Origin of the sequence: Mesorhizobium sp. NZP2298, assembly GCF_013170825.1 — a bacterium.
Lineage (GTDB): Bacteria > Pseudomonadota > Alphaproteobacteria > Rhizobiales > Rhizobiaceae > Mesorhizobium.
Genome location: NZ_CP033365.1, coordinates 3,575,165 through 3,598,261, shown reverse-complemented (window position 1 = coordinate 3,598,261; position 23,097 = coordinate 3,575,165). Strand labels below are relative to the sequence as shown.

20 protein-coding genes are annotated in these 23,097 nt (G+C 63.8%); 7 read left to right on the top strand and 13 right to left on the bottom strand.

What is annotated here, in order from left to right; translation table 11 throughout:
* Positions 1-67: 67 nt before the first annotated feature.
* The gene (locus tag EB231_RS17395) at positions 68-1,819 is read right to left on the bottom strand and encodes an acetolactate synthase 3 large subunit (protein WP_246740986.1); all 1,752 of its coding nucleotides are present in this window, start codon (positions 1,817-1,819) and stop codon (positions 68-70) included.
* A 387-nt stretch (positions 1,820-2,206) separates the two neighbouring features.
* On the opposite strand from EB231_RS17395, the gene EB231_RS17390 reads away from it, so the two are divergent.
* From EB231_RS17390 to EB231_RS17380, 3 genes are all read left to right on the top strand, one after another.
* Entirely contained in the window at positions 2,207-4,129 is a 1,923-nt protein-coding gene (locus EB231_RS17390) for a sigma-54-dependent Fis family transcriptional regulator (RefSeq protein WP_172349904.1), read from the top strand.
* Between the two features lie 213 nt (positions 4,130-4,342).
* Positions 4,343-5,413, top strand: coding sequence for a 2,3-butanediol dehydrogenase (locus tag EB231_RS17385; protein ID WP_172352943.1), 1,071 nt, complete (start codon positions 4,343-4,345; stop codon positions 5,411-5,413).
* 26 nt (positions 5,414-5,439) lie between these two features.
* Positions 5,440-7,248: an NAD(P)/FAD-dependent oxidoreductase gene (locus EB231_RS17380; protein WP_172349902.1), complete on the top strand. Its 1,809-nt coding sequence runs from the start codon at positions 5,440-5,442 to the stop codon at positions 7,246-7,248.
* Positions 7,249-7,322: 74 nt separating this feature from the next.
* On the opposite strand, the gene EB231_RS17375 is transcribed toward EB231_RS17380, so the two are convergent.
* The 3 genes from EB231_RS17375 to tmpA form a co-directional block, all read right to left on the bottom strand.
* Positions 7,323-8,465 carry a PcfJ domain-containing protein gene (locus EB231_RS17375; RefSeq protein ID WP_172349900.1) on the bottom strand — a complete coding sequence of 381 codons (1,143 nt, stop codon included), beginning with the start codon at positions 8,463-8,465 and terminating at the stop codon, positions 7,323-7,325.
* 728 nt (positions 8,466-9,193) lie between these two features.
* Positions 9,194-9,778, bottom strand: coding sequence for a (R)-1-hydroxy-2-trimethylaminoethylphosphonate oxygenase (gene tmpB / locus EB231_RS17370; protein ID WP_172349898.1), 585 nt, complete (start codon positions 9,776-9,778; stop codon positions 9,194-9,196).
* Complete coding sequence (tmpA, locus tag EB231_RS17365; protein ID WP_172349896.1) at positions 9,775-10,926, bottom strand: 2-trimethylaminoethylphosphonate dioxygenase; 1,152 nt, start codon at positions 10,924-10,926, stop codon at positions 9,775-9,777. The genes tmpB and tmpA overlap by 4 nt, the downstream gene beginning before the upstream one ends.
* 121 nt (positions 10,927-11,047) lie before the next feature.
* Here tmpA and EB231_RS17360 point away from each other — a divergent pair, with 121 nt between their 5' ends.
* Entirely contained in the window at positions 11,048-11,944 is an 897-nt protein-coding gene (locus EB231_RS17360) for a LysR family transcriptional regulator (RefSeq protein ID WP_172349894.1), read from the top strand.
* A 4-nt stretch (positions 11,945-11,948) separates the two neighbouring features.
* Here EB231_RS17360 and EB231_RS17355 read toward each other — a convergent pair whose 3' ends face one another.
* Genes EB231_RS17355 through EB231_RS17345 form a run of 3 tightly spaced genes read right to left on the bottom strand, consistent with a single transcriptional unit; the run spans position 11,949 to position 13,399 of the window.
* A complete protein-coding gene (locus EB231_RS17355; RefSeq protein WP_172349893.1) occupies positions 11,949-12,476 on the bottom strand; it encodes a GNAT family N-acetyltransferase in 528 nt (175 codons plus the stop codon).
* Positions 12,477-12,522: 46 nt separating this feature from the next.
* Positions 12,523-12,831 (bottom strand): hypothetical protein, encoded by a 309-nt coding sequence (locus tag EB231_RS17350; RefSeq protein WP_172349891.1) that lies wholly within the window; start codon positions 12,829-12,831, stop codon positions 12,523-12,525.
* A 4-nt stretch (positions 12,832-12,835) separates the two neighbouring features.
* Complete coding sequence (locus EB231_RS17345) at positions 12,836-13,399, bottom strand: XRE family transcriptional regulator (RefSeq protein WP_172349889.1); 564 nt, start codon at positions 13,397-13,399, stop codon at positions 12,836-12,838.
* Between the two features lie 154 nt (positions 13,400-13,553).
* Here EB231_RS17345 and EB231_RS17340 point away from each other — a divergent pair, with 154 nt between their 5' ends.
* Positions 13,554-15,386, top strand: coding sequence for an ATP-binding protein (locus tag EB231_RS17340; protein ID WP_172349887.1), 1,833 nt, complete (start codon positions 13,554-13,556; stop codon positions 15,384-15,386).
* A gap of 225 nt (positions 15,387-15,611) precedes the next feature.
* On the opposite strand, the gene EB231_RS17335 is transcribed toward EB231_RS17340, so the two are convergent.
* Together EB231_RS17335 and miaA are read right to left on the bottom strand one after the other, a co-directional pair.
* Positions 15,612-16,403, bottom strand: a complete 792-nt coding sequence (locus EB231_RS17335; RefSeq protein WP_056573060.1) for a GGDEF domain-containing protein — start codon at positions 16,401-16,403, stop codon at positions 15,612-15,614.
* A 105-nt stretch (positions 16,404-16,508) separates the two neighbouring features.
* Positions 16,509-17,474, bottom strand: coding sequence for a tRNA (adenosine(37)-N6)-dimethylallyltransferase MiaA (miaA, locus tag EB231_RS17330; protein WP_172349885.1), 966 nt, complete (start codon positions 17,472-17,474; stop codon positions 16,509-16,511).
* Between miaA and serB the strand changes: the two genes are divergently transcribed.
* Together serB and EB231_RS17320 are read left to right on the top strand one after the other, a co-directional pair.
* The gene (gene serB, locus EB231_RS17325) at positions 17,464-18,351 is read left to right on the top strand and encodes a phosphoserine phosphatase SerB (protein ID WP_172349883.1); all 888 of its coding nucleotides are present in this window, start codon (positions 17,464-17,466) and stop codon (positions 18,349-18,351) included. The two genes, miaA and serB, sit on opposite strands and share 11 nt — an antisense overlap.
* Complete coding sequence (locus EB231_RS17320; protein WP_172349881.1) at positions 18,348-18,920, top strand: GNAT family N-acetyltransferase; 573 nt, start codon at positions 18,348-18,350, stop codon at positions 18,918-18,920. The genes serB and EB231_RS17320 overlap by 4 nt, the downstream gene beginning before the upstream one ends.
* A 133-nt stretch (positions 18,921-19,053) precedes the next feature.
* Here the strand turns inward: EB231_RS17320 and EB231_RS17315 are convergent, their stop codons facing one another.
* The 4 genes from EB231_RS17315 to hflK form a co-directional block, all read right to left on the bottom strand.
* Entirely contained in the window at positions 19,054-20,568 is a 1,515-nt protein-coding gene (locus EB231_RS17315) for a DegQ family serine endoprotease (RefSeq protein WP_172349880.1), read from the bottom strand.
* Positions 20,569-20,718: 150 nt separating this feature from the next.
* Entirely contained in the window at positions 20,719-20,907 is a 189-nt protein-coding gene (locus EB231_RS17310) for a DUF2065 domain-containing protein (protein WP_056573074.1), read from the bottom strand.
* Between the two features lie 3 nt (positions 20,908-20,910).
* Positions 20,911-21,882, bottom strand: coding sequence for a protease modulator HflC (gene hflC / locus EB231_RS17305; protein ID WP_172349878.1), 972 nt, complete (start codon positions 21,880-21,882; stop codon positions 20,911-20,913).
* A complete protein-coding gene (gene hflK / locus EB231_RS17300) occupies positions 21,882-22,997 on the bottom strand; it encodes an FtsH protease activity modulator HflK (protein ID WP_056573080.1) in 1,116 nt (371 codons plus the stop codon). The genes hflC and hflK overlap by 1 nt, the downstream gene beginning before the upstream one ends.
* Positions 22,998-23,097: the final 100 nt, after the last annotated feature.

The following is a 23,097-nucleotide window of genomic DNA, read 5'->3' as shown; positions in this document are numbered from 1 at the left end:
TCAAATTCTTGATCTAATTATTGTTTGCGCACGGCTTCTTTCGACAAGCCCTGCCTTGGCTCGTCGATTACACCAGTTCCCGGCCCTTGGCGTCGATGGCATTCGCCACCGCCTCGTCGGTCGCCTCGTCCGGCAACAGCATCTCGTTATGTGCCTTGCCCGACGGGATCATCGGGAAGCAATTGGCGAGATTCGCCACCCGGCAGTCGAAAAGCACCGGCTTCCTGACCGAGATCATCTCCTTGATGGCATCGTCCAGCTCGTCCGGCTTCTCGCAGCGAATGCCGTGGCCGCCATAGGCCTCGGCCAGTTTGACGAAGTCCGGCATAGCCTCGGTGTAGGAATGCGACAGCCGGTTGCCATGCAGCAACTGCTGCCACTGACGCACCATGCCCATGTACTGGTTGTTGAGGATGAAGATCTTGATCGGCGCATTATGCTGCACCGCGGCACTCATCTCCTGCATCGTCATCTGCACCGAGGCATCGCCGGCAATGTCGACGACCAGCGCGTCGGGATGCGCGATCTGCACGCCGAGCGCGGCCGGCAGGCCGTAACCCATCGTGCCCAGCCCGCCTGACGTCATCCAGCGGTTCGGCTTTTCGAAATGATAGTGCTGCGCCGCCCACATCTGGTGCTGGCCGACCTCGGTGGTGATGTAGGTGTCCATGTCCTTGGTCAGTTCGTAGAGCCGCTGGATGGCATATTGCGGCATGATCACGTCGTTGTTCATCTTGAACGCCAGGGAATCGCGCGCGCGCCATTTGGCGATCTGCTCCCACCAGGGATAGAGCGCCTTCTTGTCGGCCTTGGCGGTTGCCCGCCACAACCGCACCATATCCTCAAGCACCCGGCCGACGTCACCGATGATCGGCACTTCGGTGTGCACGTTCTTGTTGATCGACGACGGATCGATGTCGATGTGGATCTTGCGTGAATTCGGTGAGAACGCGTTGAGCCGGCCGGTGATACGGTCGTCGAAGCGCGCGCCGATGCAGACCATCACGTCGCAATCATGCATGGCCATGTTGGCTTCGTAGGTGCCGTGCATGCCAAGCATGCCCAGCCAGTTCTTGCCCGACGCCGGATAGGCGCCGAGCCCCATCAGCGTCGAGGTGATCGGGAAACCGGTGAGGTCGACCAATTCGCGCAGCAGATGGCTCGCTTCCGGGCCGGAATTGATCACGCCGCCACCGCTATAAATGATCGGCCTTTTGGCGCCGGCCATCAGGTCGACCGCCGCCTTCACCTTCTCCAGGTCACCCTGAACCTTGGGCTGGTAGCTGGTGCGCGGCGCGATCTGCGGCGGGACGTAGAACCCCTTGGCGAACTGCACGTCCTTGGGGATGTCGACCACCACCGGACCGGGGCGGCCGGTCGTCGCGACATGGAAGGCCTCGTGGATGGTCGCCGCGAGTTCGTTGACGTCCTTCACCAGCCAGTTGTGCTTGGTGCAGGGCCGCGTGATGCCGACCGTATCGCACTCCTGGAACGCATCGGAACCGATGAGCGAGGTCGGCACCTGCCCCGTCAGGCAGACCAGCGGGATCGAATCCATCAGCGCGTCCTGCAGCGGCGTCACCGCGTTGGTGGCACCGGGGCCGGAGGTCACCAGCATGACGCCGGCCTTGCCGGTCGAGCGCGCATAGCCCTCGGCCGCATGGCCCGCGCCTTGTTCGTGCCGCACCAGAATGTGCTCGACCTCGTCCTGCTGGAAAATCTCGTCATAGATCGGAAGGACCGCGCCGCCCGGATAGCCGAAGACGTGCTTGACGCCGTTGTCCTTCAACGCCTGCACCACCATTTCGGCGCCCGTCATTTCACGTCGCCCGTTCTGTCCATTGCTCATCGGTCTGGTCCCGTACTGTCCGCCATCTGGCGATTGCTGGTCGTTTAGTCGTGTTTCAGGCAATAAAAAAGGCCCCCGAGGGAGCCTGTGTGTTGCGCATGGGAGGATTTCGCCCGGCGGTTACACCGCCTTGCCCACGCGCCTTCCTACGAGAATGAGTGCCTTTTTCATGGTGGCGAACCATAAAGGCGGAGTCGCGGGCTCGTCAATGGGGGATAATGCGAATTCACTCGCCTGTGAGATCTGCCCCGTCTTCGCGAGACTGCGATAAAGCCACGCGCTACCATAGTACAGTTGAGCCCATGCGGCCGGCGCACCACTATGCCAGGCTAGGACGTTGCCTTGGGAGGAGGACGCGTGGCTGGCGAACGGGAGCATATCCGGGAGATAGAGCAGGTCCTGTCCGGCAGGACATCGGCCCGCGACGATGTCGTGGTCAAGTCCTGGCTACGCTGTGTCGACACCCACCGGCTCGACCCGGCCCGGCCGACGGAAGCCTATATCGTCCCCGATACCCAGTTGCGCGAACATCGCGAACAGTCCGAGCGGCTGATCGCGATCGCCCGCAGCGGACTGGAAACCCTCTTCAAGCAGGTGGCGGGCCAGAACTATGTGCTGCTGCTGGCAAACGCCAAGGGCGTCACTGTCGACTTCCTCGGTGATCCCCTGTTCATGGACCAGTTGCGCACCGCAGGGCTTTATCTCGGCTCCGAATGGTCGGAAAGCCGCACCGGAACCTGCGGTGTTGGCTCCTGCATCGTCACCGGCGAGGCAATGACGATCCACCAGACCGACCATTTCGACACGACCCACACGCCGCTCTCCTGCACCGCCGCGCCGATCTTCGACACCAATGGCGAGCTCGCCGCCGTGCTCGACATTTCCCTGCTCCGCTCCCCGCAACCGAAAATCAGCCAGAATCTGGCGCTGCATCTGGTGACGGCTTCCGCACGGCGCATCGAACTCGCCAACCTGATGGCACAGATGCACTCCGAATGGGTGCTGCGTTTTTCCCGTTCGCCGGAATTCCTCGACGTCGACCCCGAGGCAGCCATCGCACTCGATGCCTCCGGCCGCATCCTTGGCACGACGCGTGGCGGAGCGCTGCTCCTGGCGCAGGCCGGAGGCGTCGACTGGCGGCACTCGCCCTCCCCCATTGGCCAGTCGATCTCGCGCTATCTCGATGTCAGCGTCGATGATTTGCCGAGCCTGACACGCGGCCGCCCGACCGAGGAGCGGCTGGTGTTCGGCCGCAGCGGCAGCGCGCTGTTCGCGCATGCCATCGAACCGCAGCCGACGACCGGACGCCGCGCGCCGGTCGAGGCGGTGCCGAAACCGATCGGCGACCTTTCCGGCGGCGATCCGGCGATGGCCGCCACGCAACTGCGTGCCGCCAAGCTGGCGCGCACGACCATTCCCATCCTGATTCATGGCGAGACCGGCTCCGGCAAGGAGTATCTCGCCCGCGCGATCCACGATTGCGCGCAGCGGCCCGGCCCGTTTGTCGCCATCAACTGCGCGGCCATTCCCGAGCATCTGATCGAGAGCGAACTTTTTGGCCATGTCGCCGGTGCTTTTACCGGAGCCGCCGCCAAGGGGCGCAAGGGATTGATCGAGGGGGCGAACGGCGGCACACTGTTCCTCGACGAGATCGGCGACATGCCCTACCCCCTGCAATCGCGGCTGCTGCGCGTGATCGCCGAACGCGAACTGGTCCCGGTCGGCGCCATTGAGCCGCGACAGGTCGACATCAAGATCATTTCGGCCTCGCACCATGATCTGCGCAAGCTGGTCGAAGAGGGACGTTTCCGCGAGGATCTGTTCTACCGGCTGAACGCGGCCTCGCTGACCTTGCCGGCGCTGCGCGAACGCACCGATTTCGAATGGCTGCTGGACCGGCTGGTGGATCAGCGCGCCCACCTTGCCGGCCGGATGGCGAGGCTCTCGCCCGCGGCGCGTCTGGCGCTGATCCGCCACCGCTGGCCCGGCAACATCCGCGAACTCGCAAACGCCATCGATCTGGCGGTGACGCTTTGCGAAGGCGGGATGATCGAGCCCGCCGACCTGCCCGACTTCGCATTGCCGTACCTGACGCCGCTTGCCTCGCCCGCCAGGCTGGTTGCCCTGCGTGCTCCGTCGCCCGAGGACGAGCGTGCGGCACTTCTGGACGCCCTCGTGGCCGCGGGCTGGAACATTTCCGAGGCCGCGCGGCGTCTGGGTGTCGACCGCACGACGGTGCATCGCCGCATGAAGCGGCTGCGGCTGGACGCGCCCAATTAGTGTTGCGTCGGCTGTGGCGCGCCATGGCGCGCGCAACACCGCCGCAACAGCCTATGACAGTAGAAACCGCTAGATGATGCTGATTTTATTACGATTTCTGATTCAGCAGTATGGTTGGCATGCTGCTTGCTCCCCGTTCCAGGTACCCACATGGAACTTGGAGGAGAAGCCATGACACAGAACGCGGTCAATCTCGCAGCCACGGCGCGGAGCATGCAGGCCCTGCGCTTTCATGCCGCCAGGGATTTGCGCATCGAGGACATTCCCAGGCCGGCAAGACCGGGGCCGGGACAGGTTGTTCTCCGCAACAGGTTTGTCGGAATCTGCGGAACCGACCTGCATGAATACAGTTACGGGCCGATCTTCATACCGACGCAGCCGCATCCGTTCACCGGCGCCAGCGGTGTGCAGGTGCTTGGACATGAATTTGGCGGCGTGATAGAGGCCGTCGGCGACGGCGTGACATCGGTCTCGGTTGGCGACCGCGTGGCCGTGCAGCCGCTGATCATGCCGCGCTCGGGAGACTATTATGCCGCGCGCGGCCTGTACCATCTGTCCGACAAGCTTGCCCTGGCGGGCTTGAGCTGGATCGGCGGCGGCATGGCGGAAGCCGCCTTGCTCAACGACTACAATGTCGAGCGCATTCCAGACGAAATGTCCGACGAGGAAGCTGCGTTGGTCGAGCCGACCGCGGTCGCCGTCTATGCCTGCGACCGTGGTGGGGTAAGCGCCGGGAGCTCGGTGCTGATCACCGGCGCCGGTCCGATCGGCATTCTGACGATGCTGGCCGCGCGGGCCGCGGGCGCAACGCAACTGTTCATCTCGGACCTGAACGACACCAGGCTGGAGATGGCGCGTTCGATCCTGCCCGGCGTCGTGCCTCTCAATCCGAAGCGGGACAAAGTGGATGAGGCAGTGCGCGCCGCGAGCGAAGGCAACGTCGGTTGCGATATCGCCATCGAATGCGTCGGCAACGAGCATGCGCTGAAGGCCTGCCTCGCGGCTGTGCGCAAGCAAGGTGTCGTCGTGCAAACTGGCCTGCATCCGCACGAGAACCCGCTCGACTGGTTCCAGGTCACGTTCAAGGACGTCGATATCCGCGGCTCCTGGGCCTATCCAACGCATCTATGGCCGCGTGTCATCCGTCTCATCAGTTCGGGACAGTTGCCTGCCTCCAAGGTGGTCACCAGGCGCATACGTCTTGCGGAGGCGGTGTCCGACGGTTTCGATGCGCTGCTCGATCCCGCCGGAACCCAGCTGAAGATCCTGATCGACCTTTCCTGATCAATTTGACAACCGGAGGAGAAACCATGCTTGAGAGAACTCCCACCACGAAGGCGCAGGCGCTGCTCGACAAGTTCGGCAAGGCGCTCGCGGACGGCGACATCGACGCGGCCGTCAATTGTTTCCAGGCGGATTGCTACTGGCGCGACCTCGTCACCTTTACCTGGAACCTGAAGACGATGGAGGGCCAGGACCAGGTCCGCGACATGCTGACGGCAACCTTGGCTGAAACCGGACCGAGCGACTGGAAGGTCGCCGAAGGCGAGGAAGCGAGCGAGGCGGACGGCGTTACCACTGCCTGGATCACCTTCGAGACCAGGGCGGCGCGCGGCTTCGGCCTGGTTCGCTTCAAGGGCGACCTCATCTGGACCTTGCTCACCACCATGGCTGAATTGAAGGGACACGAGGAGAAGTCCGGCTTCACCCGACCGCTCGGTGCCAAGCATGGTCACGGCAAGGACAGGAAATCCTGGCGCGAGGAGCGTGACGACGAGGTCGCCGAACTCGGCCACAGCAGACAGCCCTACGTCGTGATCATCGGCGGCGGCCAGGGCGGCATTGCGCTGGGTGCACGTCTGCGTCAGCTCGGCGTGTCGGCCATCATCATCGAAAAGAATGAACGCCCGGGCGATTCCTGGCGCAAGCGCTACAAGTCGCTCTGCCTGCATGATCCCGTCTGGTACGACCATCTGCCCTATATCGACTTCCCAAAGAACTGGCCGGTCTTCGCGCCGAAGGACAAGATCGGCGACTGGCTTGAGATGTACACGAAGGTGATGGAGCTGAACTACTGGTCCTCCACATCAGCCAAATCCGCCAAGTACGACGAGAAGGCCAAGGAATGGACCATCGTCGTCGAGCGCGATGGCGAGGAGATCGTGCTCAAGCCCAAGCAGTTGGTGCTTGCGACAGGCATGTCCGGCAAGGCGAACTGGCCGAAATACAAGGGCCAGGACATCTTCAAGGGCGAACAGCAGCATTCCTCGACCCATCCGGGCCCAGACAAGTACCGTGGCAAGAAGGTCGTGGTCATCGGCTCCAACAACTCCGCCCACGACATATGCGCGGCATTATGGGAGGGAGGCGCCGACGTCACCATGGTGCAGCGCTCCTCCACCCATATCGTCAGGTCCGATACGCTGATGGATATCGGGCTCGGCGGGCTCTATTCCGAGCAGGCGGTCGAGAACGGCATGACGACGCGCAAGGCCGACCTGATCTTCGCCTCCCTGCCCTACCGCATCATGCACGAGTTCCAGATCCCTCTTTACCAGCAGATGAAGGAACGCGACGCGAAGTTCTACGCGGATCTGGAAAAGGCCGGCTTCCTGCTCGACTGGGGTGATGACGGTTCGGGCTTGTTCATGAAATACCTGCGCCGCGGTTCGGGCTACTATATCGATGTCGGCGCTTGCGATCTCGTCATCGACGGCTCGATCAAGCTCAAGAGCGGGCCAGGTGCCGCGGTGCAGGAATTGACGCAAACCGGCGTCAAATTCGCCGACGGCACCGAATTGCCGGCCGATCTCGTCATCTATGCCACCGGCTATGGCTCGATGAACGGCTGGGCCGCGGACCTCATCTCGCAGGAGGTGGCCGACAAGGTCGGCAAGGTCTGGGGCCTTGGCTCCGACACCGCCAAGGATCCCGGCCCGTGGGAAGGCGAGCAGCGCAACATGTGGAAGCCGACCCAGCAGGAAGCACTGTGGTTCCATGGCGGCAACCTCCACCAGTCTCGCCACTATTCGCAGTATCTGTCGCTGCAGCTGAAAGCCCGGCAGGTCGGCTTGCCAACGCCGGTCTATGGGCTGCAACAGGTTTACCATAAGGCCTAGCTGCCAATCCCAAGGAGTTCCTCCTCTCCTGCGATCAGCAAGGCCGGACCCGCGCGGCGTATCCGCCGCGCGGGTCAGTCGCGGAGCATCACGCCCCTTGCCTTGGCCCACCGCTCGATGACCTTGCGCTCTTCGGGCAAGGCGATGCGATTGGAGAAACCACGCACCTGAACCGCGCGGTTCTGCGGATCGAGTTCGATCGTCAGCAGCCGCTCGATCTTTCCCAGTGCCGTGCGCCGCAGCACCCAGATCGAGGCATTGCCCGCGATGCATTTGGCCGCGTAGGTCGAGACGCAATGATGCATCGCCCTGGATTCGCCGACCAGGTCCTCGGCGGTCCTCAACTGGCGGACGAAGAAGCGCTCGCCATGTGCCTTCGCTTCCTTGGCCGAAGGCTGCCACTCCCAGTCCTCAAGGCGCGAGCCATCCCATGCGCCCTTTACCGCCGAACCCCGGCCGGCGACACGGCGGCGCATGGCCTCGATGCGCTCGACGGCGGCAATGTCGCGGTGCCACTCCGACATCTGCTTGCGCAGCGAGGCGAGCGTGCGCCCCTTCAGGCTGTAGGCTCGATCATGCCGGTGCATGGCGCCAACGTAGTCGCTGAGATCGTCGGTCTCTTCCTTGGACGTCGGATGTGCGCAGAAGAACCGTGCCACTTCGCGCCAGAAGGCCAGATCGGCACGCGGCGCGCGCGATATCTTCGTGCGCGCAAGGCGGGCCGCCAATCCGAAATCATCCGTGTAGGACCGGATGATCGCCATCCAGAACGCCTCGTCGAAGGTCAAGTCGTCCGACAGGTTCAGGAAGCAATGCACCTCCTTGCGCGACAGCCACGCATTTGCACCTGCCTTGTAGAGCGAGTCACCGCGCGCAACCGCGACATACCAGGCCTTGCGGAGCGCGATCTCGGCGGCATCCAGCCCCGAACCATCCCGCCAGATGGCCTCGAGCGCGGCCGAGACCGGATAGCGGGCATAAAGATGACGGGCAGCAGCCAGCCGCAGCCGCGCAGGATCGCGCGTCTTCAGCTTCGGACGCCACAACGCGCCGTCGCGGATCGCCATGCCGGCATAGCCCCGGCGTACCTCGTCGAGCGCCCGCTCGAAATCCGGAGCGGGACGCGGCGTGGGAGAAACCCGCCGCAGCGTCGCGGTGTATATTTCAATGCGTTCGCGCTCGGCGTCCTGCCTGCGCTGGATCATGGACCTGGCCATGGCCGTTCTTCCCGATTGGAACCCTGTCAGCCGCACGCAAGTCCAGCGCCGGCACGGAATGTGTCGATCTGGGTTGGCGTGACATTTGACAGGTCTCCTTTGGGGATGACGGTTGGAATGGGCGGGCTCTCTATGCCCCCACAGGCAATCGAGCAAGGGCAATTATCTCAAGATTTACAATGGCCTGACGGAGTGTTGCAACGGCGCATCTCGAGGTTTCGCGCAACCGCCATCGTCGGCCGGGAAGCCCCCACCGTCACAATGACATGACCAGCATCGATACCGCTCGGGCGCACGAGAAAAGGACCGCCGCACACATTTCGGACGGGCGGTTCTCAGATCATCGGGGACGTAGAATTCGCTGGGGCGCGAGTCAGCCCTTTCGACCGCCACGAAGGCGCGAAACGCGTGAACAAGATCTCATCTTCGCCTCCATGAAACGTGTGGTCGATGTCTACGGCAAGACGAAATGGACGCCGCAGGTAGGCGCGGCTAATATCCGGAAAAGGGGGCAACGGCAAGACGACCCGCGTGTCCGGCTTCAGCGACCTCGAACGAGGCGGCTGCGGAGAACTGATCAGGCCCGCCGCTGGGCGCGATCGGCAATGGGCCGAAAATAGACGCGTCAGGCGAACGCTCGCGACAGGTCTCTGGCCGGAATGCAGCCAGCGCGTTTGCGCCATCGAAGCAGAAACACATGGGCTGACACTCCCGGTGATCGACCGCGGTCAGGCGCGATGGGCGAAATCGCGCACGACGCGCTGCAGCAACGGCACATAATCGCGAAACGCCCGCGTCTTCATGTTCGCGATCTTGCCGCCCTCGTCCCAGATGCGGACCCGCACCGCTTCCTCATGGAACGGGTTCTTGCGGAAATCGGCCACCTCGTCGGCGCTCATCGGTCCGCCCTGTAGCGACAGGGTATGCACCGAAGCCGGCGACAGCTTGGAGAAATAGGTCGGATCGGTGGCGCAGAGATAGCGCTTGGCCGCGACGTGCAGCCTCACGCACTCGACGATGACAGGCGGGAAGAACGGCGCCAGCACCTCGCCTCCGGCCTCGTCATGATGCTTGTCCTCGACATCGTCGGGCGAATAGGTGCCGAACTCGCTGGTGTAATGGCCGATGTCGTGCAGCAGCGCGGCGGCCACCAGCGCGTCGGGCGCGCCGTCCTGTTCCGCCAGCCATGCCCCCTGCAGCATATGCTCGGACATCGTCACCGGCTCACCGAGATAGGATTCGGCGCCCCGGCGCTCAAAGATGTCGGCAATGAATTCGACGATGTTGTCGGCGTTCAGATCCTGGCCGCTCATTCCGCGGCCTCCTTGAAGCTGTGCTCGATCGCCGCAAGCGTCGACAACAGGCCGTCCTTGTCGGCGTAGCAGCCTTGCAGCCAGCGCTTTCCGGTGCCGGAAAACGCCTTTCGGGCATGCATGACGCGCGTGTTGTCGACGATGAAGGCCTGCCCCGCTTCCAGCTTGAACGTCACTTCGAAAGAGGGATCCTCGATCAGCTGGGCGAACCGGCGATAGGCGCCATAATAGGCATCCATGTCGGCGAACGGCACGTCGACGACCGGCGCCAGCGAGCGGTTGTTGAAGCGGATGCAGATGAGTTCGCCATCCGGCCCGAGTTCGATCATCGGCCGCTTAGCCTGCAGCCGCACACCCGAGGAGCCGGCATATTCGAAGCGTGCCGGACAGGAACTCAACAGCCGGAAGCCTTCCGGGTTTTCAGCCTGCAGCGCGGCCGCGACGGCAAAACCGTCGACCACGCTCGACTCGCCGCCCTCCACCGTATTCTCGATGCAGGAAAGGATCTGCAGCGTCGGCACCGGATCGCGATAGGGATTGTCGGTGTGTGCCTGGAGGCCGAGATTGGTGTAGGCGAGATTGTTCGGGTTGACCTCCGCCCGCACTTCGAACCAGCGGCCGTAATTGGTCTCCCTGATATAGCCAAACAGATCGGAGACCTTGCACAGCGCGCCGGATTCGGCCGGCAGGCCGTCCATCACCGCAAAGCCATAGGTCCTCACCGCCGAAAGCCATTCGCGCAGCACGCTGCGGCTGTGAAAGGCCGCCGCGTATCGGGCGCGCGGCACCGAATTCTGCATCGTCGCCTTGGTCCAGCGCTGGATGATGTCGCCCGTCCAGCCGGGCTCGCCAGGCTCGTCGCGGTCATAGGCGTTTGCGCTCAGCCATTGCGCGGGAAAGCTGACCGTTTTTCCTTCCGGCACGAAGCTGACTTCCAGCGCACCGGCCTTGATGGTGGCCTCGCCAATCCTCGTCTCGGCCGGAATGTCGAGAATGGTGATCAGGCGCTGGCCGTTGCCGGCGCTACGCGTCTTGTCGTCGAGCGCATTGTCACGCAGCCACATGGCGTGAAAGCGCGCGCGCCTGCCACCTTGCCAGCCAAGTTCGATTGTCTTGCCTTCGTCGCCAACCAGCGCGTGGGTGAGCATGGGAATGCCGTTCCTGTCCGTTGCGCCCCACGGCCCGATCCGTGAGGTTTCGATTGCATGTTGGCCACAGCAAAGGCATAATTCAAATTATCATTTTTTGGCCAAAGACCATAAATTTCTAATGCCTCGAAAACCCATTCCCTCTGTGCCCCCGCTCGACTGGCTGCGCAGTTTCGAGGCCGCGGCACGGCTGTCAAATTTCACGGCGGCAGCGGCCGAACTCGGCCTGACCCAAGCCGCCGTCAGCCAGCATATCCGGCTGCTCGAGGAACGATTGAAGACGCGCCTGTTTTCAAGGCTGGCGCGTGGTGTCGCCCTGTCGCCCGAGGGCGCGGCCTACCTGCCCCACATCCAGTCGGCATTCGCCACCATCTCCAGCAGCACGACGGAACTGTTCGAGCCGCGCGCCGTCCAGACCGTCTCGATCCGGGTGCCGATCTCCTTCGCCCTGCTGATACTGGTCCCGGCGCTGCCCGATCTCGCCGAGGCGCTGCCACGTATCCAGCTCGATCTGGTGACGATCCATCGGCCGACCGACTACGATTTGCCGGGCTCCGCGCTCGACATCCGTTTCGGCAACGGATCCTTTCCCGGACGCGAGGCCGACAGGCTGACCGCCGAGCGCCTTTTGCCGGTGGCAAGCCCGGCGCTCGCCGGTGCCGCCGACTGGACATCCCTGCCGCTGCTTCTGGTCGCCGGCGCGCGCGAAATGTGGTCGGAATGGTTCGCGGCGGCCGGACTGGCCGGCCACCCCCAACGGTCGCATCGCTTCGACAGCTTTGTCGCCGCCATGGAAGCGGCGAGTTCCGGAGCCGGCGTGCTTCTGGGGTCGCGGCCGCTTGTCGACATGGCACTGACGACCAGGAGCCTGGTGCCGCTTTCCGGTTTCGAGCTCTCCAGCACGTCAGGCCATTTCCTCACCAAGGCGTCGACCGCGCGCCTGACCAGTGCCGAGCAGGATTTCCGCCAGTGGCTGCTGAGGCACCTGTCCAGGGAAACCTCTACCCGACCGGCGTGAGCTATCACGATCGGGCGCCGATGCGCTTCCAGTAGATCAGCGTGCCGGTCAGCCCGCCATGCGGCTTCAGCGCATAGTCCGGAATTTCCCCGGCCAGGGTGAAACCGAGTTTTTCGTAGAGGCCCGAGGCGCCCTCTTCCGTTGCCGTATCCAGAACCAGCAGCGTGCGCCCCTTCTCGACGGCGAGACGCTCCGCCGCGCCCATCAGCCGCGTTCCGATACCCTTGCCCCGGTATTCGACTGATGTCATCAGCTTGGCGATTTCGGCCCGGTGCGGCTGGTTGGGTGGGCAGTCGAGCAGCAAGGTGACGGTACCGGCCAACACCTTGCCGTCCCAGGCGCCAAGCACCACCCTTTCGCCCTTTGCCGCCGCGGCCAGCGACCTCGCCCAGAATGCGCTTGCCGCTTCCGGCGCCAGCGGATGCATGAAGCTGACCGAGCCGCCGGCGGCAACTGTCTCGACCAGCAGGTCAGCCAGCTTTGCCAGTGTTTCCGCACTGGCGCTCAGGGCTCCGATCTCGATGAAATCCATGGCCAGTCCTCTGGAAACGATGAATGGGGTCGATAGCGCGCCGGCATCAGTCGAGATGGCGCACGCGCCGCCGCTTGCGCGCCGCCTTGATGGCGCTGATGCGCTCGGCGTCTTCTTCCCTGAGATGCCGTCCGCGCTCGAGGATCTCGAGCGTGTATTCCTCATAGGTCAGGCCCAGCCGCTCGGCCTTGTCCATGCGCATCAGCATGATTTCGTGGCTTGGCGCCTTCCATGCCTTGGCATGCGCGGCCTGCCAGGCCAGGAAGATAAAGGGATCACCCTTGCCCCATGGCGGCCCCTTGTAGTCGTCAAGAGGCGGCCCCCCATTGTGGGAGCGCTTTGGCCGTCTCGCCATGGCGTCAGCCCTTGACCAGCGCGACAAGATAGTCGGCGCCCGCCTCCAGGGCATGGAAGATGCAGTCCGACGGCGCCCCGAGCGCCAGGCAGTCGCCGGGCTCCAGCCTGTGCACCACATCGCCCTCGGTGAATTCGAGCTGTCCGGAAATCAGCCAGATCTGCTGCTTGATGAAGGCGTAGGAGGCCGCCGGCAGGCTGACCCTGGCGCCCGCCGGCAGATGCACCTTGATCAGTTCGAGCGGCATGTCGCAGGCCGGCGACAAATGCCGCCTGACATAGCCTGTATCAGGATCGCGCCACACTGGCTGGTCGGCTTCGCGCAACAGTCCGCCGCCTTGTAGTTCCGCCCGAGCGATGAGCGTCGACAGGGTCATGCCGAAGGCCGCCGCAATGCGCACCAGCAGGGCCGCCGTCGGGCTGGTCATGCCGCGTTCGATCGTGCTCAGCATCGCCTTGGAAACACCGGACCGCTCGGCGAGTTCGGCCAGCGACCAGTCCCGCATGGTCCTTTCGGTGTGAATCCGTCTGCCGATGGTCGAGGAAATATCGTTCGCTATATCATCCATTCGTCCATTATAGCGAAATTCCGACCATCGAAAAGTGCCCTCTTGTGACAATTTTCAACAAGCGCTTAATCCTCTCTACACCATCCAGCCTCATCCGACCTTAACCCCGCTCCGATAGGATCCGATCTCCAGGGAAACGGGGATTGGCCTGTCCATGTATGTCGAACGCGAAGCTTCCGTCGGAGAACCGACGTCGCAGGAGCGCCGCAACGCAGAGCAGAACGACCGGCGCATCCTGGGCAATGTCGTGCAATGCGACGGCGCGCGCGCCACCATCAGCGCCTATGCCGACGATGTCGACGGTGCGGTCACCGGCCTTTGGACGGTCGGCAAGATGATCTCGATCAACCTGGGCACGACGCGAACGGTCGGCCTGGTCTATGCCATCGGCAAGTCGGACCGTGCCTGGAGCAGTGAGGGCCAGAACGCCATCGAGGTCAGCATCGAACTGATCGGCGAAGTGCGCGACGCCGCCGAGCCAGGCGCCAAGCCGATCTTCGACCGCGGCATCACCAGCTATCCGCATATCGGCGCCGTCGCCCACCGGATCCGCAGCCGTGATCTCCATGCGGTCTACGATCTGGCCGGCCGCCATTCCATCACCATCGGCTCGCTGTCCCAGGACGAAGGGATCGCCGCCAACATCGCGATCGACGACACGCTGGCGCGCCATTTCGCCATTGTCGGCACCACGGGCGTCGGCAAGTCCACCGCTGTCTCGCTGCTGCTGCGCAAATCGATCGCGGCGCGGCCCGATCTGCGCATCCTGATCCTCGACCCGCACAATGAATTCGCCAGCTCATTGCCCGAATATTGCGTCAAGGTCGATTCCAAGACTCTCGACCTGCCGTTCTGGATGTTCAAGCTCGAGGAATTCGCCGAAGTGCTGTTCCGCGGCCGTGAGACGGTCCCGGAGGAGATCGACGCTCTGCGCGACCTTATTCCACTCGCCAAGAACCTCTACCGCAACCCGAATTCGGGCGCCTATCTCAGGCGCGGCAACGATGCGCTGACTGCCGATACGCCGGTACCTTACCGCATCGCCGACCTGCTCAAGCAGATCGACGAGCGCATGGGCATGCTCGAAGGCAAGACCGATCGTCCGACGCTGAAAGCGCTGAAGACGCGCATCGAATCGGCTGCGGCCGATCCGCGCTACCGCTTCATGTTCAGCTCGCGCCTGATCGAGGACACCATCCACGAGACGATCGGCAACATCTTCCGCGTGCCGCATCACGGCCGCCCGGTGACCTGCTTCGAGATGGCCGGCATGCCATCCGAAGTGGTCAATTCCGTCTGCTCGGTGCTGGCGCGCCTGGCCTTCGATCTCGCTCTGTGGAGCGAGGGCAAGCTGCAACTCCTGTTTCTGTGCGAGGAAGCGCATCGCTACATGCCGGCCGATCCGCGTCTCGGCTTCGCGCCGACCCGGCACGCGCTGTCACGCATCGCCAAGGAAGGCCGCAAATATGGCTGCTATCTCGGCGTCGTCACCCAGCGTCCGGGCGAGCTTGACCCGACCATCCTGTCGCAATGCTCGACCTTCTTCGCGATGCGGCTCGCCAATGAGCAGGACCAGGCGATCATCCGCTCGGCCATCGCCGACTCTTCCGCATCCACGCTTGCCTTCCTGTCGTCCATGGGCCAGCGCGAGGCCATTGCCTTCGGCGAAGGCGTGGCGACGACCATGCGGTTGAAGTTTGAAAAGCTGCCCGCCCACCTGCTGCCCGGCACGGCCAAACGCGAAGAAGCCGAGGCGCCGAAGACCGGCGACGATGTCGATCTGGTGGCGATCGTAGAGCGGCTGCGCAACGTGCCCAAACCGACGCCGCAGGCGATGGCCTTCGCCGAGGTGGTCGATTCCGGCCGCCAGGCCGGCGACCCCGACTACCGCAAGCCGGCGACCGCCCGCGTGCCGTCGGACGACGATTTCGACATGCGCTACGGCCTGAAGCCCGCCACCTTCGGCCTGCGCCCCCAGAACGACTGAGCCCAGGGCGTCACGCCCATTTGCCGGCAGTTCTGAGAAGCCGCGCCAGGCTTCCATGGCTCTTCTTCGCTCGAAAGCTTGGTAAATCCCGTCAGGGAATTCGTCAGGCCGAGTCGGCTGGTGCTGTTTTCGAGAACCGGAGCGGAGCGGACATTGAGTCCGTGAGCACCGGAAGCGCAGAAAATGGCGGCAGACGGCCGGCCTCGCGCATTCAATGATGGGATTTCAGGCGCAGACGCGGTTGCGGCCTTGCCTCTTCGCCTCGTAGAGCTGGCGGTCGGCGCGACGGTAGAACTCTTCGGCGGTTTCCTTGCGGTCCCAGACGGCGAGCCCGACGCTGGTGGTGATCTTGAGCCTGACATTGCCCGAAAGGATCGACATGTTGGCGATGGCCTTGCGGATGCGCTCGGCGAATTTGCCGAGCAGTTCCGCCTCCATGTTGGGCGTGACCACGGCAAACTCCTCACCGCCCAGGCGAGCCACCACATCATGGAAGCGTGTCATGTCCTTCAGGCAACTGGCGACGGCCTTCAGCACCTCGTCGCCGACGTCGTGGCCGTGCGTGTCGTTGACCTGCTTGAAATGGTCGAGATCGAGGATCATCAGCCCGACAGGCTTTTCGATACGCCGGAACTCCTCGAGATATTCCTTCAGCGCATCGTCGAAATAGCGCCTGTTCTGCATGCCGGTCAGGCCATCTGTCAGGGCGGCGTGCTCGAGCGTTTCGGAACGGGCGCTGAGCGAAACCGTCATGGCGCGCAGCTTGCCTTCTTCCGTCGCCTGTTTGCGGATCAGCGGGTAGATGAAGAAGATACCGAAAAACAGCGCGGTGGCGAGCAGAACGCCGGTCGCGAACAACAGCTTGTTGAGGTAGATGACCTTGTCCAGGCCCGACTGGGTATGGAGTTCGGTGGCGAAGGATTGCATGAGTCCATAGGCGTGCAGCGTCACCAGACCAGCGGCCAGGATCACGAAAATAAAGACGAAAAAAGCGGATTCCGCCTTATGGAAACGCATCTGCTCCCCAATGGAAAAGTGCCCGTCGACCTTATGGCACGGACCGCCTTACGGAGCGTTAACTCCGACAACCTCGACGGGAACCTTTCCCTCAAGGTCAACTTTTTAAGTTGCATTAGCAACAAGTGTTTGGATCGTGGTTTCGAGATCGTCATCCCAGCGCAATCTTTGCCATTCCGGCCCCAGCTGGTGCCGAAACCAGGTCGCTTGCCGCTTGGCATATTGCCGGGTCGCGATCTTGGAGCGCTCGATCGCCTCGGGAAAGCTTGATAGTCCGGCCATCGCGGCTTGCAGTTCGCGAACGCCGATCGCCTTCATCGCCGGCAGGTCCGGATCGAGGCGAAGGGCCGCAAGTTGCCTGACCTCCTCCAGCGCGCCCTTGTCCAGCATCTGGTCGAAGCGCCTTTCGATACGATCGACCAGCGCGGCCCGATCCGGCTCGATGACCAGGAAACGCGCCGTCTGCCTGTCGATGAGCGGCCGGCCGCGCTCTGCCTGCCACTCCAGGATCGACCGGCCGGAGGCGTCGAGCACTTCGAGCGCACGCACGATGCGCTGGCTGTCGGTTGGCTTGAGCTGCATGGCGGCTCTCGAATCCTCGCGCAGCAGCAGCCCGTGCAGCTTGACCGCGCCTTGCTCTTTCAGCTCGTAGCGCCAGCGGTCGCGGATGCGCGGCGGAATATCGGGCATTTCCGAAATGCCCTCGGCCAGCGCGCGAAAATAGAGGCCCGTGCCACCGACGAAGACCGGCCGCCGCGACAACGTTCCGTCGTCGACAAGTTTCATCACGTCGCGCAGCCACGCGCCGGTCGAATAGGCCGTATCGGGACGGACATGGCCGTACAGAAAATGCGGCACCCGTGCGAGGTCGGCCGGTTGTGGCCTGGCGGTCAGCACGTCGAGAACCGAATAGCCTTGCATGGAATCGGTGTTGACGATGACGCCGCCTGTGCGTTCGGCCAGGTCGAGCGCCAGCGCCGACTTGCCGCTGGCGGTCGGCCCGGCTATCAGGATCGCATTCTTCACGCGGCCTTCGCCCGCATCCGCGCCGGAATTCTCGATGCCGCTCATTGCCACGCTTGTTTCCCGTCCCGCTGACCGCGCTCTGTCGCAGTCGCTTGCGAATATGGCCTCGCGGACGGTGGGCGCAAGCACCGTCGTCTGGCTGGCCGAAGGCATTGCCTGCGATCTTGCCTTGCCGCAAGGGGCTGACACCGCAGGGATCACCGATGCCCTGCGCGCCGCATTGGCCGGTGAACCGGTCGACGTGATCGTCCAGCTGGCGGAAACGCGTCGCAAGAAAATCCTCATCGCCGACATGGATTCGACCATGATCGACCAGGAATGCATCGACGAACTGGCCGACGAGATCGGCGTCAAGGATCGCGTTGCCACTATTACCGCGCGGTCGATGAACGGCGAGATCGCCTTCGAACCGGCCCTGCGCGAACGCGTCGCGCTGTTGAAGGGGCTCGATGCCGCCGTCGTCGACCGCATCGTCGCCAACCGGCTGACATTGGCTTCGGGCGGCCGCGAACTGGTCCAGACCATGCGCGCCAACGGCGCCTGGGCTGCGCTGGTCTCGGGCGGCTTCGAGGTCTTCACCACACGCATCGCGACGATGCTAGGCTTTCATGAAAACCGCGCCAACCGCCTGCTCGAACAGGATGGACACTTCACCGGCCTGGTCGGCGAGCCGATCCTCGGTCGCGCCGCCAAGGCCGATGCACTGCTCGAAATTTCGGCGCGCCTTGGACTGACACCCGCCGACGCCATCGCCGTCGGCGACGGCGCCAACGATCTCGACATGATCCGCCTCGCCGGCACCGGCGTGGCGCTCCATGCCAAGCCCACGGTGGCGGCGCAGGCGAAGGTGCGCATCGACCATGGCGACCTGACCGCACTGCTCTATTTGCAGGGCTATCGCCAGGAAGAATTTGCGCAATGAAACCAATGCGTACCGAGCGGCTGATCCTGCGCAACTGGGAAGAGCGCGACCGCGAGCTCTTCCATCGCATCAATTCCGACGAGCGCGTCATGGAATTCTTCCCGTTCCGTCGCGACCGCGCCGCCGCCGACGCCAAGATGGACGAGGTCCGCGCATGGATCGATGAGGATGGCTATGGCTTCGCCGCGGCCGAGATTGCCGCCACGGGCGAGTGCATCGGCTTTGTCGGACTATCAGGAACCGAGGACATGGATGTCCTGCCGGCCGGCACGATCGAGATCGGCTGGCGGTTGGCTCCGGAATTCTGGGGCAAGGGCTATGTCACCGAGGCCGCCGAGGCATGGCTTGCCTACGGTTTCGAGACGCTTGACGTCGACGAAATCGTCTCCTTCGCCGTCGCGGAAAACCACCGCTCGACCGCCGTCATGAAACGCCTCGGCATGACGGCCGATCCATCGGCTGACTTCGATCATCCCGGCATTCCCGACAGCCATCCCGCGCTCAAGCGGCATGTGCTCTATCGGCTCTCTCGCGCCGGTTGGCGGGCAAGAAAAAAGGCGGCTGGCTAGGCAATTCCAGGAAAAGTGTGAAGCGGTTTTCCGTCCGGAATTGCTTCAAAACGAAGAGGTAGAGGATTTCGCCGTTTCCGTGAAACAGTGAAATGCTCTACCCGCCTTTTTGAAAGATCGGCGGATTGAAAACTCAATCCATCCGGATCGTCACGAAGCGCAACTCACCGGTCTTCGACGCCAGCATCAGAAGCGCGTTCTTGCGACCCTGCTCCTTCAGCGCGCCGATCCGGTCCATGACATCCTTGGGCGTGGCGACCGATTCCTGCGCGATCTCGGTGATCACTTCGCCCGGCTGGATGCCCCGCTCCGCGGCGGCCGAGTCCTTTGCCACGTCCGTGATGACGACGCCGGAGACATCAGCGGCGATGCTGAATTTCTTGCGCGTCTCGTCATTGAGCTCGCCCACGGTCATGCCGAGCACCGAGGCGGTCGAAACGGCCGGAGCCTTGTCGCCCTTGTCCTGGTCGGTGTTGCCATTCTCGCCGCTGGCGAGCTTCTCGCCATCCTCGAGCCGGCCGAGCGTCACCTTCACCGTCTGCTCGACGCCCTTGCGCACGATCAGCACGTCGACGGCCTTGCCGACAGGGCTTTCGGCAACGACGCGCGGCAGGTCGCGCATTTCATGGATGTCCTTGCCGTCGAACTTGATGATGACGTCGCCGGCCTGGATTGTGCCGTTGTCGACAGGTCCGCCCTTGATGACGCCGGCCACCAGCGCCCCCTTGGCGGTCGCCATGCCGAGGCTCTCGGCGATGTCGTCCGTCACTGGCTGGATGCGCACGCCGAGCCAGCCGCGCCGCGTCTCGCCAAACTGGCGCAACTGGTCGACGACGCCCGAGGCGAGCTGCGAGGGGATGGAGAAGCCGATGCCGATCGAGCCGCCGGAGGGCGAAATGATCGCCGTGTTGATGCCGATGACCTCGCCGGCGCTGTTGAACAGCGGTCCGCCGGAATTGCCACGGTTGATTGCCGCATCGGTCTGGATGAAATCGTCATAGGGGCCGGAATTGATGTCGCGGTTGCGCGCCGAGACGATGCCGACCGTGACCGTGCCGCCAAGGCCGAACGGATTGCCGATCGCCATCACCCAGTCGCCGACGCGCATCTTGGTGGAATCGCCGAACTTCACCGCGGTGAGCTTGTGGCCTTTCGGATCGACCTTGAGCACCGCGACGTCGGTCTTGGTGTCGGTGCCGACCAGCGTTGCCTTCAGCGTCACGCCATCGGAGAAATTGACTTCGATGTCGTCGGCGTCCGCAATCACGTGGTTGTTGGTGACGACGATGCCTTGCTCGGCGTCGATGACGAAACCGGATCCCAGCGACTGCACCTTCTGCGCGCCATTATCCTTGTCGCCGCCGCGGTTCTTGAAGAAATCGTCGAAGAAATCCTGGAAGGGCGAGCCTTCTGGAAGCTGCGGCATCGGCACGGCGCCTGGCCCTTCCGTGCCCTTCACCGTCTGCGAGGTCGAGATGTTGACCACCGCGCCGAGCAGGCCTTCCGCCAGGTCGGCCACCGAAGCAGGTCCGTCCGCCGCGAAGGTTGGCGTCACGAAGGACGGGACGGCGACAGTGCCGACAAGAAGCGCTGCCGCGCCGGCTATGAATGTCCGCCGTGCTGCGCGCAAAAGGAGTGTTGACGTCATCGAGAAGCCTCCCGGTATTTCTGAAAGAGAAAGCGCAACGGCAAAAACACCGCGTTGCGCCATGTTGGCAAAAAATACGGCACGTTTGCGGCTACCACCAGCGGCAGAGGATAAATCCTCCGTTTTGCCCAAGACGAAAACCGATGATTCTCACCCGCCCCGCACCAGCCAGACGATGCCGACCCCGATGGCGATGGCGACCAGCCCTGCGATCCGCAATGCGTTCTCCGGCATTGACAGCACCTCGCCCGCGAGCTTCCTCGCGAAACCGGGAAAGCCGCCATAGACCAGGCCCTCTATGACGAGGACCAGGCCTATCGCCGCGAAGAAGTCCTGCACCGGCTATTGCTGGCCGGCGCCGGGTTGGGTCGTCGGCGCGGCGGGTGCCGTCGCCGGTGCTGCCGGTGCCGGCGGCGTCTGTTTCGCCGGCCCTTCCTTGCCGTCGGGATCGCGGAAGTAGCGGAAGAACTCCGAATTCGGCGACAGCACCATGGTCGTCCCGGTGTTGTCCAGCGCCGTGCCATAGGCGTTCATCGACCGGTAGAAATCGAAGAAGGCCGGGTCGCGCTGATAGGCTTGCGCGAAGGTGGCGCTACGCTGGGCCTCGCCCTCGCCGCGCAGGATTTCCGATTCCTTCTGCGCCTCGGCGATGATCTCCACGACTTCGCGGTCGGCGCGGGCGCGGATGCGCTGCGCCGCTTCGTTGCCGCGTGCCCTCAGCCTTTCGGCCTCGGCCAGACGTTCGGCCTTCATGCGGTCGAAGGTCTGTTGCGAGACCTCGGCGGTGAGGTCGGTGCGGCGGATGCGGACATCCTCGATCTGCAGGCCGAGCGAGGTGGCGTCGGGCCGGAGCTGATCGCGCACTTCGCGCATCATCACCGCACGCTCTTCCGAAAGAGCAGCCTCGAAATCGCGCAGACCGTAGACGCGGCGCAAGGCAGCGTCGAGACGGGTCCTGAGCCGCGCCTCGGCCAGTTCGATCTGGCCGGACACCGCGGCACGGAACACGCGCGGATCCGAAATGCGATAGGCGATGAAAGCGTCGACCTCATAGAACTTGCCGCCCGAAACCTGGACGCGGATGTTGTCGAGGTCGAAGCGCAGCACCCGGTTCTCGATCAGTTGCACCGTGTCGGCGTCGAAGAACGAGAACGGCGCCTTGAAGTAGATGCCGGGCTCCGTCTTGACGTCGACGATCTCGCCGAAGCGAAGCACCAGCGCCTGCTGGCGCGCATTGACCACGAAAACCGAGGAATAGATGAGGAACAGGATGACCGCCGCGATGACGACGAAAACGGGGAGACGGTTGCCCATCACTGGTTACCTCCCGTGTTCGCGCCAAGCGCGGCCGGAGCCGGCGCTTTCTGCTGCAATGCCGGGAGCGGCAGGTAGGGGACGACCCCTTGCCCGTTGCCCTGTTCGACGATGACCTTGCTCGAGTCCTTCAGAACCTTCTCCATGGTTTCCAGATAGAGGCGCTTGCGCGTGACATCGGGCGCCTTGGCGTATTCGTCGTAGACCGAGATGAAGCGCTGCGCCTCACCCTCGGCTTCCTGCACCACCCGGTTCTTGTAGGCGGCCGCGTCTTCGCGGACCTGTGCGGCCTCGCCGCGTGCCTGGCCGAGCTTCTGGTTGGAATACTGGTTGGCCTGCTCGACGAACTTGTCCTCGTCCTGCTCGGCGCGCTGCACTTCGTCGAAGGCGTCGGCCACTTCGCGTGGCGGCGCCGCGTCCTCGATCGAGATGGCGTTGACCTGCAGGCCGGCCTTGTAGCCGTCGAGCGTGGTCTGGATGATCTCGCGCACCGAGGCCGCTATGCCCTGGCGGTCGTCACGGAAGATATCCTGCGCCGGCCTGCGGCCGACGGCTTCGCGCATGGCGCTTTCGGCGACCTGCCGCAGCATGCCGTCCGGATCGGAGACGTCGAACAGATAGGCGCGGGGATCGGAGACCTGGTAAGCCACCGAAAACTGCACGTTGACGATGTTCTGGTCGCCCGACAGCATCAGGCCGTTGCCGCTGGTGTTGCCGCCGCCAATGTCGACGAGCTGCTCGGAAATCTTGGCCGTCTCGACGGTCTCAAGCGGCCACCAATGGAAATGCAGGCCCGGCTGGGAAAGTTCGGCCTTCGGCTTGCCGAAACGCAGTTCGACCGCGACCTCGTCGGGCTGCACTGTGTAGACCGCCTGGAAAGCCCACAGCACGACCAGCACCGCGGCGATCAGTCCGAAAACGGCCGGACTGGCACCGCCACCGCCGGGCAGCGCGCGCCGCAGCCGGTCCTGGCCGCGGCGGATTATGTCTTCGAGGTCGGGAGGCGAGCCCTGCGGGCCGCTTGGCCCCTTTGGCCCCTGCCCCCAGGGTCCCTGATTGTTACCGCCGCCGCCCCACGGGCCGCCGCCTCCGCCACTCTTGTCGTTCCAGGGCATGAATGTCCTTTCGCTTGGAATTCCCTCAAGCGCCGGAGTTACGGCGCAAATCCAGTGTTGTTCTTCTATAGGGACGCCACGGCGCGCTTTCAACGCGATG

What these genes read in the sequence shown, in the direction of transcription:
- miaA (WP_172349885.1), bottom strand. Translation starts at nt 17,474, where the DNA reads ATGAGCGGCATCGAGAATTCCGGCGCGGATGCGGGCGAAGGCCGCGTG.
- EB231_RS17385 (WP_172352943.1), top strand. Translation starts at nt 4,343, where the DNA reads ATGCAGGCCCTGCGCTTTCATGCCGCCAGGGATTTGCGCATCGAGGAC.
- EB231_RS17350 (WP_172349891.1), bottom strand. Translation starts at nt 12,831, where the DNA reads ATGGCGAGACGGCCAAAGCGCTCCCACAATGGGGGGCCGCCTCTTGAC.
- serB (WP_172349883.1), top strand. Translation starts at nt 17,464, where the DNA reads ATGCCGCTCATTGCCACGCTTGTTTCCCGTCCCGCTGACCGCGCTCTG.
- EB231_RS17375 (WP_172349900.1), bottom strand. Translation starts at nt 8,465, where the DNA reads ATGGCCAGGTCCATGATCCAGCGCAGGCAGGACGCCGAGCGCGAACGC.
- EB231_RS17360 (WP_172349894.1), top strand. Translation starts at nt 11,048, where the DNA reads ATGCCTCGAAAACCCATTCCCTCTGTGCCCCCGCTCGACTGGCTGCGC.
- hflK (WP_056573080.1), bottom strand. Translation starts at nt 22,997, where the DNA reads ATGCCCTGGAACGACAAGAGTGGCGGAGGCGGCGGCCCGTGGGGCGGC.
- EB231_RS17320 (WP_172349881.1), top strand. Translation starts at nt 18,348, where the DNA reads ATGAAACCAATGCGTACCGAGCGGCTGATCCTGCGCAACTGGGAAGAG.
- EB231_RS17335 (WP_056573060.1), bottom strand. Translation starts at nt 16,403, where the DNA reads ATGCGTTTCCATAAGGCGGAATCCGCTTTTTTCGTCTTTATTTTCGTG.
- EB231_RS17380 (WP_172349902.1), top strand. Translation starts at nt 5,440, where the DNA reads ATGCTTGAGAGAACTCCCACCACGAAGGCGCAGGCGCTGCTCGACAAG.
- tmpB (WP_172349898.1), bottom strand. Translation starts at nt 9,778, where the DNA reads ATGAGCGGCCAGGATCTGAACGCCGACAACATCGTCGAATTCATTGCC.
- EB231_RS17395 (WP_246740986.1), bottom strand. Translation starts at nt 1,819, where the DNA reads ATGACGGGCGCCGAAATGGTGGTGCAGGCGTTGAAGGACAACGGCGTC.
- tmpA (WP_172349896.1), bottom strand. Translation starts at nt 10,926, where the DNA reads ATGCTCACCCACGCGCTGGTTGGCGACGAAGGCAAGACAATCGAACTT.
- EB231_RS17315 (WP_172349880.1), bottom strand. Translation starts at nt 20,568, where the DNA reads ATGACGTCAACACTCCTTTTGCGCGCAGCACGGCGGACATTCATAGCC.
- hflC (WP_172349878.1), bottom strand. Translation starts at nt 21,882, where the DNA reads ATGGGCAACCGTCTCCCCGTTTTCGTCGTCATCGCGGCGGTCATCCTG.
- EB231_RS17355 (WP_172349893.1), bottom strand. Translation starts at nt 12,476, where the DNA reads ATGGATTTCATCGAGATCGGAGCCCTGAGCGCCAGTGCGGAAACACTG.
- EB231_RS17345 (WP_172349889.1), bottom strand. Translation starts at nt 13,399, where the DNA reads ATGGATGATATAGCGAACGATATTTCCTCGACCATCGGCAGACGGATT.
- EB231_RS17340 (WP_172349887.1), top strand. Translation starts at nt 13,554, where the DNA reads ATGTATGTCGAACGCGAAGCTTCCGTCGGAGAACCGACGTCGCAGGAG.